At 66.0% G+C, this 12867-nt stretch carries 9 protein-coding genes and 1 tRNA gene; 6 read left to right on the top strand and 4 right to left on the bottom strand.

From position 1 onward, the window contains the following. The first annotated feature begins 259 nt into the window (after nucleotides 1-259). Entirely contained in the window at nucleotides 260-862 is a 603-nt protein-coding gene (locus C3E99_RS04415) for a thermonuclease family protein (protein WP_104959464.1), read from the top strand. A gap of 312 nt (nucleotides 863-1174) precedes the next feature. Here C3E99_RS04415 and C3E99_RS04410 read toward each other — a convergent pair whose 3' ends face one another. The 4 genes from C3E99_RS04410 to C3E99_RS04395 form a co-directional block, all read right to left on the bottom strand. After that, nucleotides 1175-1444 (bottom strand): hypothetical protein, encoded by a 270-nt coding sequence (locus C3E99_RS04410; protein ID WP_234002599.1) that lies wholly within the window; start codon nucleotides 1442-1444, stop codon nucleotides 1175-1177. Beyond that, the gene (locus C3E99_RS04405; RefSeq protein WP_234002598.1) at nucleotides 1416-1823 is read right to left on the bottom strand and encodes an MbcA/ParS/Xre antitoxin family protein; all 408 of its coding nucleotides are present in this window, start codon (nucleotides 1821-1823) and stop codon (nucleotides 1416-1418) included. The genes C3E99_RS04410 and C3E99_RS04405 overlap by 29 nt, the downstream gene beginning before the upstream one ends. 39 nt (nucleotides 1824-1862) lie before the next feature. Continuing rightward, on the bottom strand, nucleotides 1863-3080 hold the full coding sequence (locus C3E99_RS04400; RefSeq protein WP_104959463.1) for a tyrosine-type recombinase/integrase: 1218 nt from the start codon (nucleotides 3078-3080) through the stop codon (nucleotides 1863-1865). Between the two features lie 217 nt (nucleotides 3081-3297). Beyond that, nucleotides 3298-3384 (bottom strand) — tRNA-Leu (locus C3E99_RS04395). Between the two features lie 198 nt (nucleotides 3385-3582). Here C3E99_RS04395 and C3E99_RS04390 point away from each other — a divergent pair. From C3E99_RS04390 to gltB, 5 genes are all read left to right on the top strand, one after another. Further along, nucleotides 3583-4521, top strand: a complete 939-nt coding sequence (locus tag C3E99_RS04390; RefSeq protein WP_076077685.1) for a complex I NDUFA9 subunit family protein — start codon at nucleotides 3583-3585, stop codon at nucleotides 4519-4521. A 231-nt stretch (nucleotides 4522-4752) separates the two neighbouring features. After that, nucleotides 4753-5553: an undecaprenyl-diphosphate phosphatase gene (locus tag C3E99_RS04385; RefSeq protein ID WP_076074665.1), complete on the top strand. Its 801-nt coding sequence runs from the start codon at nucleotides 4753-4755 to the stop codon at nucleotides 5551-5553. Between the two features lie 159 nt (nucleotides 5554-5712). Then, nucleotides 5713-7155, top strand: a complete 1443-nt coding sequence (locus C3E99_RS04380) for an NAD(P)-dependent oxidoreductase (protein WP_067105878.1) — start codon at nucleotides 5713-5715, stop codon at nucleotides 7153-7155. 16 nt (nucleotides 7156-7171) lie between these two features. Then, a complete protein-coding gene (locus C3E99_RS04375) occupies nucleotides 7172-8293 on the top strand; it encodes a DUF2059 domain-containing protein (protein WP_067105876.1) in 1122 nt (373 codons plus the stop codon). A gap of 14 nt (nucleotides 8294-8307) precedes the next feature. Then, entirely contained in the window at nucleotides 8308-12834 is a 4527-nt protein-coding gene (gltB, locus tag C3E99_RS04370) for a glutamate synthase large subunit (RefSeq protein ID WP_067105874.1), read from the top strand. Nucleotides 12835-12867 lie beyond the last annotated feature (33 nt).

Genomic DNA, 12867 nt, shown 5'->3' with positions numbered 1-12867 from the left:
ACAACAAGCGAGGCGATTCCCATGGCGCGAACAAAATAATGGACCCGCTAGATCAGGCACTGGCGCAATTGCGGCTGGCAGCAAAGCAAGCTGTCGACAGGAAGTTGCGCAAGACCACGGTCGAGGCCCCCGCCGTGTCCGAACCACCCAGCATGCAAAGGTGGTGGTCATTGTTCAGCTTTCGTCCCTCGTGAGGGTAGCATGAGACTGCCCTTCCCCGAGGTTGACCCACTGTCTATAGGTACCGCGAGAGTTAGCGATGCGCCGCAATCGTTATAGCCGGGGGCGTCGGCCAACATCCACATACACGAAGCGACCGCGGCCTGTTCGGCGTACTGGCGCCCTTCTTTTCCTGGCAACATTCGTTCTGACGGTCGGTGTCGCACAGGCCTATTTTTCCGGCTGGTTCGCCCGGAAATCAGAGCAACCGCTGCCCCTTGCGACATCGGCAGCTGCGCAAATAAATCGGGGAAATGATCCTACGCCTGAGCCATCTGCAATTAAGGCAGACGGAGAGCGCATCGACTTCTCATTCTGTCACACGGGTGGCGGCGAGAACTGTATCGTCGACGGCGACACGATCTGGCTGCATGGCACCAAGATCCGGATTGCCGACATCGATACCCCGGAAACCCACAACTCCGGCTGCTCGGCCGAAAAGGAGTTGGGCGATCGCGCCACCGAGCGGCTTCACCATCTCCTTGAGAGCGGCCCCATTGAACTCCGTCCAATTGACAGAGACGAGGATCGCTATGGACGAAAACTTCGCATCATACATGTGAACGGACAATCGGTCGGCGATACGCTCGTCGAAGAAGGCCTGGCGCGTCGATATGACGGCGGGCGTCGTCCGTGGTGTTAAGCTTCAGACGGAACGCAACTCTCGGGCCGAATATCATCAGGCGAGCGTGATCTAGCGCCGTCGTCTGCCCTTTATCCATTCGTCGTGCGGGATCCAGTCCCCGCGCAATTTCTTGCTCGTCTTCCATACGTTGATTTTGTCGATCTTCGATGCACGCCGGTGGACGACCACCGTTCCGCGGACAAGGGATCGAAAAATTGATGAGATCAAGCCCACATCGTCTCTCCTTCCAAATCTGAGAAGTTTCTCCTCGTTTCGTTCACTCGATGCCCAACCATTGGCCTACGACCAGTTCGGCGTCCGGTTCTAATGCTATGCCGATTGAGGAAGCGCGATCCAGCACCGCACTGAAGAATGCGCGGCCGATTTCGTTGGGTTCGGGAGCGACCTCATCACCGGCAAGGTCGGCTTTACTTCTTCCACCAGCTGTTCGAGCAACGCTTGATCATCGGCGCCAGCAGCCAGACGGTTGGTCGAAATTCGATGTTGTGCCTCGACAATCCGCCACAGCTTTCCCCTGTACGCGCGAAAATGCTCCGGCTTCGGCGTTCGCTCAAACGCGGGCGCGGTAATCATCGACATAGTCGGTCACGTCGTTCAGACCACGGATCGTGCGGATCAGATCGATGGGCCTGCCGCCAAGATCCAAGTTTTCCGACTTCAGCCAAGACGTGGACGCCACATCGTCGCTTCCCATGAGCGCATCGAGGCTGCGAAAAAGCCGGACGAGATACTGCCCCAGTTCGAACGCCTTCTCGGCTCGCTGAAGTTGATAACTGCCGGAACGAAGCCGCGAGGCCGTTGCCGCGGAAATACCGACCACCGAGCCCAACTGCTCGTTCGTCAATTTCCAGCACGTAGCCACACGCGCGACCGCTTCCGAGAGAACTCGTCCCTGATCCGCCTGCGAGGCCAGCCGCGTCGCCATGACATTCTCCAGAATGAAAATCCACATCTTCATTCATAGGAACAAATGCCAGATTTTGCAAGTGGAGGCGTTTCATTTTGCGGTTAGGGCCGAGATCTGGGCTTCGTCGGACGCGCGTAGAGCGTCGAGATAATCGCTCCACCACTGGTGCATTGCTACCCGTTCATCCCAATAGCGCCCTCGATTATAGGTCCCGCGAACGGCATTGGCGTCCGCATGCGCCAGTGAGCGCTCGATCGCATCTGGATGCCATTTGCCGCTTTCATTCAAGAGCGAAGAGGCGGTGGTCCGCAGGCCGTGAGCTGTTACCTCCCCGGTGGAGTATCCCATGCGGCGGAACGCCTGATTGAGGGTGTTCTCGCTCATTGGCCGGCGAAACGTGTGAAAGGCAGGAAAGACGAACCCTTCGGGCCCGGTAAGCGCGTGAAGCTCCCTCAAATAGCTCACGACCTGACGCGACAATGGTACGGCATGAGGTCGGCGCATCTTCATGCGCTCAGCAGGGATATTCCATACCGCATTATCGAGATCGATCTCTGGCCACAGGGCTTTACGCAGCTCTCCAGGCCTGGCCATCACATGAGGCGCGATTTGACACCCGAGCCGCGTAATCGCGTTTCCGGTATATGCATCGACAGACCGCAGCAACGCACCGACTGCCTCCGGTTCCAAGAGCGCAGCGTGGTGCGTCACACGCGGGGCGATTAGCGCCCCCCGCAACACGGCAGTAGGATCGCTCTCTCCTCTTCCAGTCGCGACCGCATAGCGGAAGACCCTGCTGGCGAAGGAGCGGGCGCGACGCGCCGTTTCATATTTGCCGCGCGCCTCGATCCTTTTGAGCACAGCCAGAACCTCAACGGGCTTGAGGTCGGCGACAGGCATGGTCGCGATAGGCTTGAGCTGGTCGAGGAGCCAGTTCGCCTTCACCGTCGTCGCATCGGCTCGCCCCTCGGCGACCGACTTGTCGATATACTCCTTGGCGATGTCACCGAACGTGTTTCCGGCATTAAACTGCGCGATCAGCTTCTGACGCTTGCGCTCGGCAAGCGGGTCTACGCCCTCGCGCAGCTTACGCCGGGCATCGTCGCGCAATTGCCTAGCCTCGGCCAAGCGCACTTCCGGATAGGCTCCGAGCGCGATGCGGTTATCTTTCCCGAGATGCCGATACTTGAAGCGCCAGAGCTTTGCGCCTGTCGGGCGCACCTCCAGATACAGGCCTCCAGAGTCCGCGCGTTTGTAGGGGCGGTCTTCCGGCTTAAGCGAACGGATCATAACATCGGTAAGGGACATCGACTCAACTCCAGCAAGCAGGTCTCAGCCGGTGCGACATCTCAAGCCAGCGATGGGGCCACCAGAAAATGGCCGTGGGGCCATCGCCTATTCCGGTGGCCCCATTTCGAGTGAGATCGAGTGAAATATCCTCGGACACCAAAAGACAAGACCAAGGAGAAAATGGCATATTTCTGCCGTTTTGTCGATGGTTCTGGGATGTCAGGAGAGGGGTAAATGGTGCCCAGAAGAGGACTCGAACCTCCACGACCTTGCGATCGCCAGCACCTGAAGCTGGTGCGTCTACCAATTCCGCCATCTGGGCACGGGGTAGGAGCGGGCGCTTAGCGGCGGGGGCTGGCGCTTGTCAACCGCGCTGCACGGGCGCGGCGCGATTATTTTGCCGAAGCGCGGATTTGCGTCGCCGCCCGCGACACATGCCCTTGCCCCCGCGGGCGCTTCGCGGCATGGGAGCGCGAGCGGCGCCGCGGCGCCGGTGGAGAATCGGATACAGGGCGACGCGATGCGCAACCTCGACGGACAATTGATCACGGTGCTGGGCGGCGGCGGGTTCGTCGGCCGCTATGTCGTGCAACGCCTGCTGACGCTGGGCGCGCGGGTGCGCGTCGCGCAGCGCGACCCGCGCGCGGCGGTGTTCCTGAAGCCGCTCGGCGGCCTGGGCCAGACGCAGTTCGTCGCCGCCGACGTGCGCGATGCGGCGAGCGTCGCGCGCGCGGTCCAGGGCAGCGACGCCGTCGTCAACCTCGCCGGCAGCTTCGACGCGATGCACGCGGTGCAGGCGGAGGGCGCCGGCCATGCCGCCGCCGCCGCGAAAGCCGCCGGCGCGCGCGCCTTCGCCCATGTCTCGGCGATCGGCGCCGATCGCGACAGCGCCTCGGCCTATGGCCGCAGCAAGGGCGACGGCGAGGCCGCGGTCCGCGCCGCCTTCCCCGAGGCGACGATCCTGCGCCCGTCGATCGTCTTCGGGCGCGAGGACCGGTTCATCAACCGTTTCGCGGCGCTGATGCGCATGACGCCGGTCGTCCCGGTGATCGCGCCGGCAACGAAGCTCCAGCCCGTCTATGTCGGCGATGTCGCCGATGCGGTGGTCGCGGCGCTCGCCGCGCCGGCCGCTGGCGACCTGTTCGAACTGGGCGGGCCGCAGGTGTTGACGATGGCCGCGCTGCAGCAGTGGATCGCCGCCGCGACCGGACGAAAGCGGCTGTTCGTCGAGATGCCCGACGCCGTCGCAGCGGCGCTCGCCGCCGGGCTGGGCTGGCTGCCCGGCGCGCCGATCACCCGCGATCAGTGGCGGATGCTGCAGGTCGACAATGTCGTCGCCCCCGGCGCCGCCGGGCTCGCGCAGCTCGGCATCACGCCGACGTCGCTCGCCGCGGTCGCCGAAGGCTGGCTCGTCCAGTATCGCCGCCACGGCCGCTTTGCCGGGGCCGCGGCGCGTTAACCGCCCGCTCCGGCGCGCCCGGCCGCGCGCTTTTCAAATAGCGGCTGGAAAAATCCGCACGCGCTGCGTAGGTCCGTCAGGGAAAGGGGCGTCCGGCACCGAGCCGGCCGCCCCTTCGCCTATTCGTCTTCGCTTCGCAGGATCGTTCATGCCCCCAGCCGATTTGCCGTTCGCTCCCCCTCCCCCCTCGCTTGCCCCTCCCCCTGGGCACGCGCCGGCGGGAGAGCGTCGATGAGCCTGTGGCTGACCGCGATCATCCTCGGCATCGTCGAGGGGCTGACCGAATTCCTGCCCGTCTCCTCGACCGGCCACCTGATCCTCGCGACCGAGCTGCTCGGCTATGACGCGGCGCGCTGGGCGGTGTTCAACATCGCGATCCAGCCGGGCGCGATCCTCGCGATCGTCGTCCTCTACCGGCGGTTGTTCCGCGAGATGATCGTCGGCTTCTTCCGGCGCGACCCGGTGGCGATCGCCTTCGTGCGCAACCTGCTGCTCGCCTTCCTGCCCGCGGTCGTCCTGGGGCTCGCGTTCGGCGACTATATCGAGGCGCTGCTCGAAAACGCCGTCGTCGTCGCCTGGGCGCTGGTGATCGGCGGGTTCGCCATCCTGCTCGTCGAGCGGTTCGCGAAACCCGTCGACAGCGGCGGGGTCGCGGCGCTGACGACGCGCCAGTCGATCATCGTCGGCCTTGTCCAGTGCATCGCGATGATCCCGGGGGTCAGCCGCTCGGGCGCGACGATCATGGGCGCGATGGCGCTCGGCATCGACCGCAAGACCGCCGCCGAGTTCAGCTTCTTTCTCGCCCTGCCGACGCTGACCGGCGCGACGGTGCTGCAGCTTGCCAAGCATCACGAATCGATCACCCGGAACGACCTGGGCCTGATCGCGCTCGGCGCGTTCGTGTCCTTCATCGTCGCCTGGGCGGTGATCAAGGCCTTCCTCGCCGTCGTGACGCGATACGGATTCGGCCCCTTCGCTTGGTATCGAATCATCGTCGGCGCCGCAGCGCTGGCCTGGCTGGCCCTAAGATAGGTCCGACATTTTACTAATTTTGAAAGATGATTGCGTGAGATAAGCGACTTTCCAGAATTGAGCGGATTTAAGGTCAGTATTACTGCCTTAAATCCGCTTTTCCTGATGACAGCCTTTCGGCGCTCCTGCATCCGCCCTCGCAACGAAGGGAAAAAATGCATGGCTGCCGATCGCATGCTCCAGTTCGTGGGGCACGACCAATCCTATCCCGACAAGCGCTCGCCGGAGGAGCGCGCGCGCGATTTCCGCGAGATCGCCGAGCGCTACGCCGCGCCCGATGCGCGCGATCAGTCGGCGCGCTGTTCGCAGTGCGGCGTGCCCTATTGCTCGGTGCATTGTCCGCTGCACAACCACATCCCCGAATGGCTGCGCCTGACCGCGGAGGGGCGGCTGCGCGAGGCGTACGAGCTGTCGAACGCGACCTCGACGATGCCCGAGATCTGCGGCCGCATCTGCCCGCAGGACCGGTTGTGCGAAGGCAATTGCGTGATCGAGAGCGCGGGTCACGGCGCTGTGACCATCGGCAGCGTCGAGAAATACATCACCGACACCGCCTGGGCCGAGGGCTGGGTCGAGCCGGTCCGCGCGGGCCCGGCGACGGGCCAGTCGGTGGGCATCGTCGGCGCCGGCCCGGCCGGGCTGACCGCCGCCGAATATCTGCGCGTCGCGGGGCACGAGGTGCATGTCTATGACCGCCACGACCGCGCCGGCGGCCTGCTCACCTACGGCATTCCCGGCTTCAAGCTGGAGAAGGAGGTGGTGATGCGCCGCATCGAGCGGCTCGCCGAAAGCGGCATCCACTTCCACGCCGGGTTCGAGGTGGGCCGGGACGCGACGCTCGACGCGCTGCGCCAGCGGCACGACGCGGTGCTGATCGCGACCGGCGTCTACAAGGCGCGCGAGATCGCCGTCCCCGGCAAGGATGCCGAGGGCGTGGTCGCCGCGCTCGACTATCTGATCGCCTCGAACCGCAAGGGGTTCGGCGATGCGGTCCCCGCGTTCGACGACGGGCGGCTGAATGCCGAGGGCAAGCATGTCGTCGTCATCGGCGGCGGCGACACCGCGATGGACTGCGTTCGCACCGCGATCCGCCAGGGCGCGAAGTCGGTCAAATGCCTCTATCGCCGCGACCGGGAGAATATGCCGGGCTCGCAGCGCGAAGTCGCCAATGCCGAGGAGGAAGGCGTCGAGTTCGTGTGGCTGGCGGCGCCCGAGCGCTTCACCGCCGACAAGGCGGTCCGGCAGGTCGCGGCGCAGGGCATGCGCCTCGGCGCGCCCGACGCGAGCGGCCGCCGCAACCCCGAGCCCGATCCGGGCCGCAGCTTCGACCTACCCGCCGACATGGTGATCAAGGCGCTCGGTTTCGACCCGGAGGAACTGCCGCACCTGTTCGGCGCCCCCGACCTCAGCGTCACGCGCTGGGGCACGCTGCGCGTCGATCACCAGACGATGATGACCAGCCTGCCCGGCGTGTTCGCCGCGGGCGACATCGTGCGCGGCGCCAGCCTGGTCGTCTGGGGCATCCGCGACGGCCGCGACGTCAGCGAACAGATGGCAAAGTGGTTGAAGGTCAAGGCAAAAACCGAAAAGAAGGCGGCATGATCAACAGGAAGGAATCATGACCATGTCGAGCTGGAAATCGCTGGCGCTCGCCGGCACCGTCGCGCTGCTGTCCCCCGCCGCGCCCGCCTGGGCCGAACCCGAGGAAGCGCCGGCGGCAGAGGTCGTCGCCGACGATTCGATGCTGAGCGAAAGCAGCCTTGCCGATGCCAAGGCGCGGATGCGCAAGGAAATGGACGAAGCCATCGCGCTCGTCGAAAGGATATTCGCAACCGACACGCTGCCGCCGATCGACCCCGCGCAGCTCGCGCTCGCGCAGCAGACGACGGCCGCGCTGATTCCCGCGGGCAGCCTCGAGCGGATGCTCGACAATCTCTACGGCAAGGTCTTCAAGTCGATCATGGCGCAGGTCGACGGCGCGTCGGACCTGATGATCGGCATCAAGACCGGCGTCGACAGCGACACGATCGCCGCGCTCGACGCGCCGAGCAAGCAGGCGATCGCCGACCTGTTCGACCCCCATCGCAAGCAGCGCGAAGAGCAGGTGACCGCCGTCATCAAGCCGGTGATCAGCGAGGTGCTCGCCGACCTCGAACCGCCGATGCGCGCGGGGCTTGCGCGCGCCTATGCCCGCACCTTCGCCGCCGACCAGCTCGGCCAGTTCAACGCCTTCTTCGCCACCCCCGCCGGCCAGGCCTATGCCCGCGAATGGATGGCACTGCAGGCCGATCCGGAGGTGATGCTGGCGATGATCAAGGCCGTTCCGCCGCTGGCGGACAAGGTCATCGACCGCGCGCCGCAGGTCGAGGGTCAGCTCAAGGAGCTGCCGAAGGAACGCGCGCTGGCCGACCTGAGCGACGCCGAACTGCGCAAGCTCGCCAAACTGCTCAAGGTCGACGTCAAGACGCTCAAGGAAACGCGCGATTCGTGGAATGCGCCGGTCGAGACCACCGAAGCCGCGGCCAGCGACGAATGGAGCTATACCGACGATGCCGTCGACGCGGCCGCCGATGCGGCGGCCGCAGCCGCGGACGATTACGACGCGGGCCACGACCGCTCCAACTGGTCCGAGGCCGACCGCAAGGCGGTCGAGGAACTGGAAGCGGCAACCTACGAAGCCGAACAGAGTGCCGCCGCCAACGCGCGCAAGCGGCTCGGCATGACCGATCCGACCTCATAGTCAGGAACGAAGACATGACCCATTACCCCACCCCCGACCATGCGCGGCTCGCCGAAACCGGCATGTATCGCCCCGACCTCGAATCCGATGCCTGCGGCGTCGGGCTGGTCGCCGCGACCGACGGCAAGCCGTCGCGCCGCGTCGTCGATGCGGCGATCGAGGCGCTGCGCGCGGTGTGGCACCGCGGCGCGGTCGATGCCGACGGCAAGACGGGGGACGGGGCGGGCATCCATGTCGACCTGCCCGAACGCTTCTTCGACGATGCGATCGCGGCGTCGGGGCACAAGGTGCGCCCGAACCGCCTCGCCGTCGGCATGGTCTTCCTGCCGCGCACCGACCTGGGCGCGCAGGAAGCGTGCCGGACGATCGTCGAGGCGGAGATCATCGATGCGGGCTACACCATCTACGGCTGGCGGCAGGTGCCCGTCGACGTGTCGGTGATCGGCGACAAGGCGCAGCGCACGCGCCCGGAGATCGAGCAGATCATGATCGCCGGTCCGCTGCCCGAGGAACAGTCGCTCGCCGAATTCGAAAAGCAGCTCTATCTCGTCCGCCGCCGGATCGAGAAGAAGGTGATCGCGGCGCAGATCCACGATTTCTATATCTGCTCCCTGTCGGGTCGCTCGATCATCTACAAGGGGCTGTTCCTGGCCGAGAGCCTGGCCGATTTCTATCCCGACCTGACCAACCGCCTGTTCGAAAGCCGGGTCGCGATCTTCCACCAGCGCTATTCGACCAACACCTTCCCGCAATGGTGGCTGGCCCAGCCCTTCCGCTGCCTCGCCCATAACGGCGAGATCAACACGATCCGCGGCAACCGCAACTGGATGAAGAGCCACGAGATCAAGATGGCGAGCCTCGCCTTCGGCGAGCATTCGGAGGACATCAAGCCGGTGATCCCCGCGGGCGCCAGCGACACCGCGGCGCTCGACGCGGTGTTCGAGACGCTGTGCCGCGCCGGCCGCGACGCGCCGACCGCGAAGCTGATCCTCGTTCCCGAGGCATGGGGGCACGACGACGATATCCCCGACGCGCACAAGGCGATGTACGCCTATCTCGCCAGCGTCACCGAGCCGTGGGACGGCCCCGCCGCGCTGGCGATGACCGACGGCCGCTGGGCGGTGGCGGGGATGGACCGCAACGCGCTGCGCCCGCTGCGCTACACGCTGACCGCCGACAATCTGCTCGTCGTCGGATCGGAAAGCGGCATGGTGCTGCTGCCGGAGGCGAGCATCCGCAAGAAGGGCCGCCTCGGCCCCGGCCAGATGATCGCGGTCGACCTCGACGAAGGAACGCTTTACGAGGATCGCGCGATCAAGGACCGCATCGCCGGCGCGCAGGACTATGCCTCGCGCGTCAAGGGCTTCCGTACCATGGCCGACCTGCCGAAGGGCGGCAAGGCCAGCCTTCCCGCGTGGGACCGCGCCGAACTGCTGCGCCGCCAGGTCGCGGCGGGCCTGACGATGGAGGACATGGAACTGATCCTGTCGCCGATGGTCGAGGATGCCAAGGAAGCGATCGGATCGATGGGCGACGACACGCCGCTCGCGGTCATCTCGGACAAGCCGCGCCACGTCGCGCAATTCTTTCGCCAGAATTTCAGCCAGGTCACCAACCCGCCGATCGACTCCCTGCGCGAACGGCATGTGATGAGCCTCAACACCCGCTTCTCCAACCTCGGCAACATCCTCGACGAAAAGGGGCAGAGCGCGCACGTCCTCGTCATCGATTCACCGGTGCTCGTCGGCGACGACTGGGATCGGCTGCGCGCCTATTTCGGCGACGCGGTCGCCGACATCGACTGCACCTTCGCCGCCGGCGACGACGCCTCGGCGCTGCGCGACGCGATCGCGCGCATCCGCCGCGAGGCGGAGGACGCGGTGCGCGCCGGGCGCAGCGAGCTGTTCCTGACCGACCAGGCCATCGGCCCCGACCGCGTCGGCGTCGCGATGGTGCTCGCCGCCGCCGCGGTCCACACTCACCTGGTCCGCAAGGGGCTGCGCAGCTATGCCTCGATCAACATCCGCTCGGCCGAGGTGCTCGACACCCACGCCTTCGCGGTGCTGGTCGGCGTCGGCGCAACCACCGTCCACGCCTATCTGGCCGAGGCGAGCATCGCCGACCGCCACGCGCGCGGCCTGTTCGGCGACCTGTCGCTCGACGACTGCCGCGCCCGCTTCCGCAAGGCGATCAACGACGGGCTGCTCAAGATCATGGCGAAGATGGGGATCGCGGTGATCTCCAGCTATCGCGGCGGCTATAATTTCGAGGCGGTCGGCCTGTCGCGCGCGCTCGTCAACGATCTCTTCCCCGGCATGCCGGCAAAGATTTCGGGCGAAGGCTATCAGTCGCTGTTCATCAACGCGACCGACAAGCACGAGGCGGCGTTCGACAATCGTGTCATCGCGCTGCCCGTCGGCGGTTTCTACCGCCAGCGCGCGGGGGGCGAGGCGCACGCCTATTCGGCGCAGCTCATGCACCTGCTCCAGACCGCGGTCGCGACCGACAGCTATTCGACCTATCTGCAATTCTCGCGCGGGGTCGACGATCTGCCGCCCGTCTATCTGCGCGACCTGCTCGAATTCAACTTTCCGCAGCAGGGCGTCCCGCTCGACAGCGTCGAGGCGATCACCGAGATTCGCAAGCGCTTCGTCACCCCCGGCATGTCGCTCGGCGCGCTGTCGCCGGAGGCGCACGAGACGCTGGCGATCGCGATGAACCGCATCGGCGCGAAGGCGGTGTCGGGCGAAGGCGGCGAGGACAGCGCGCGCTATCATCCCTATCCGAACGGCGACAATGCCAACAGCAACATCAAGCAGATCGCCAGCGGCCGTTTCGGCGTCACCGCCGAATATCTGGGCGCCTGCGACGAGATAGAGATCAAGGTCGCGCAGGGCGCCAAGCCCGGCGAGGGCGGACAGCTTCCGGGCTTCAAGGTCACCGAGTTCATCGCGCGGCTGCGCCATTCGACACCGGGCGTGATGCTCATATCCCCGCCGCCGCACCACGACATCTATTCGATCGAGGACCTCGCGCAGCTCATCTACGACCTCAAGCAGATCAACCCGCGCGCGCGCGTCTGCGTGAAGCTCGTCAGCTCCGCGGGCATCGGCACCGTCGCGGCGGGCGTCGCCAAGGCGCACGCCGACGTCATTCTCGTCTCGGGCAACACCGGCGGTACCGGCGCCAGTCCGCAGACCAGCATCAAATATGCCGGCACCCCGTGGGAAATGGGGCTGTCGGAGGTCAATCAGGTGCTGACCCTCAACGGGCTGCGCCATCGTATCCGCCTGCGCACCGACGGCGGGCTCAAGACCGGCCGCGACATCGTGATCGCGGCGATCCTCGGCGCCGAGGAGTTCGGCATCGGGACGCTCAGCCTCGTCGCGATGGGCTGCATCATGGTGCGCCAGTGCCATTCGAACACCTGCCCGGTCGGCATCTGCACCCAGGACGAAAAGCTGCGCGCCAAATTCGGCGGCAGCCCCGAAAAGGTCATCAATCTGATGACCTTCATCGCCGAGGAGGTGCGCGAGATCCTCGCCAGACTCGGCTGCCGCAGCCTCGACGAGGTGATCGGGCGCACCGAACTGCTGCGTCAGGTCAGCCGCGGCGCCGAGCATCTCGACGATCTCGACCTCAACCCGCTGCTGGCCAAGGTCGACGCGCCCGACGAGGAACGCCGGTCGCAGGGTCCGAACTTCCGCAACCCGGTGCCCGACAGCCTCGACGCGCAGATACTGAGCGACGCGAAGCCGCTGTTCGAGCGCGGCGAGCGGATGCAGCTCACCTACAATGTCCGCAACACGCACCGCGCCGTCGGCACCCGGCTGTCGGCGGAGATCACCGCGCGGTTCGGGATGAACGGGCTGGCCGACGACCATGTCCAGGTGCGTCTGCGCGGCACCGCGGGCCAGTCGCTCGGCGCCTTTCTGTGCAGCGGCATCACGCTCGAGGTGTTCGGCGACGCCAACGACTATGTCGGCAAGGGCTTGTCGGGCGGCCGCATCGTCGTGCGCCCGACCGTGTCGAGCCCGCTGGTCAGCCAGCACAACAGCATCGTCGGCAACACCGTCCTCTATGGCGCGACCGCGGGCACGCTGCTCGCCGCGGGGCAGGCGGGCGAGCGCTTCGCGGTGCGCAACTCGGGCGCGCGCGTCGTGATCGAGGGCTGCGGCGCGAACGGCTGCGAATATATGACCGGCGGCACCGCGGTGATCCTCGGCCCCGTCGGCTCGAACTTCGGCGCCGGCATGACCGGCGGCATGGCTTTCGTCCTCGACGAGGACGGCAGCTTCGAACGCCATGCGAACGGCGAATCGATCCAGTGGCAGCGGCTCGACAGCGCGCATTGGGAAGGCGTGCTGAAGACGCTGATCGCCGAGCATGCCGCGGCGACGGGCAGCCGCTGGTCGGCCGAAATCCTGTCCGACTGGGACCGCCGCCGCGCGCAGTTCTGGCAGGTCTGTCCGAAGGAGATGGTCGCCCGCCTCGCCCACCCGCTGAGCGACTCCGATATCGCGGTCGAAGCGGCGGAATGACGCGGACGCGGCATGGACGGCATGCCGCGTTCA

The organism is Sphingopyxis sp. MG, from assembly GCF_002953155.1.
GTDB classification, from domain to species: Bacteria; Pseudomonadota; Alphaproteobacteria; order Sphingomonadales; family Sphingomonadaceae; genus Sphingopyxis; species Sphingopyxis granuli.
The sequence above is the reverse complement of the archived record's forward strand: the minus strand, read 5'-3'. Positions and strand labels throughout refer to the sequence as shown.

What these genes read in the sequence shown, in the direction of transcription:
- gltB (WP_067105874.1), top strand. Translation starts at nt 8,308, where the DNA reads ATGACCCATTACCCCACCCCCGACCATGCGCGGCTCGCCGAAACCGGC.
- C3E99_RS04410 (WP_234002599.1), bottom strand. Translation starts at nt 1,444, where the DNA reads ATGTCGATGATTACCGCGCCCGCGTTTGAGCGAACGCCGAAGCCGGAG.
- C3E99_RS04400 (WP_104959463.1), bottom strand. Translation starts at nt 3,080, where the DNA reads ATGTCCCTTACCGATGTTATGATCCGTTCGCTTAAGCCGGAAGACCGC.
- C3E99_RS04385 (WP_076074665.1), top strand. Translation starts at nt 4,753, where the DNA reads ATGAGCCTGTGGCTGACCGCGATCATCCTCGGCATCGTCGAGGGGCTG.
- C3E99_RS04415 (WP_104959464.1), top strand. Translation starts at nt 260, where the DNA reads ATGCGCCGCAATCGTTATAGCCGGGGGCGTCGGCCAACATCCACATAC.
- C3E99_RS04380 (WP_067105878.1), top strand. Translation starts at nt 5,713, where the DNA reads ATGGCTGCCGATCGCATGCTCCAGTTCGTGGGGCACGACCAATCCTAT.
- C3E99_RS04405 (WP_234002598.1), bottom strand. Translation starts at nt 1,823, where the DNA reads ATGAAGATGTGGATTTTCATTCTGGAGAATGTCATGGCGACGCGGCTG.
- C3E99_RS04375 (WP_067105876.1), top strand. Translation starts at nt 7,172, where the DNA reads ATGACCATGTCGAGCTGGAAATCGCTGGCGCTCGCCGGCACCGTCGCG.
- C3E99_RS04390 (WP_076077685.1), top strand. Translation starts at nt 3,583, where the DNA reads ATGCGCAACCTCGACGGACAATTGATCACGGTGCTGGGCGGCGGCGGG.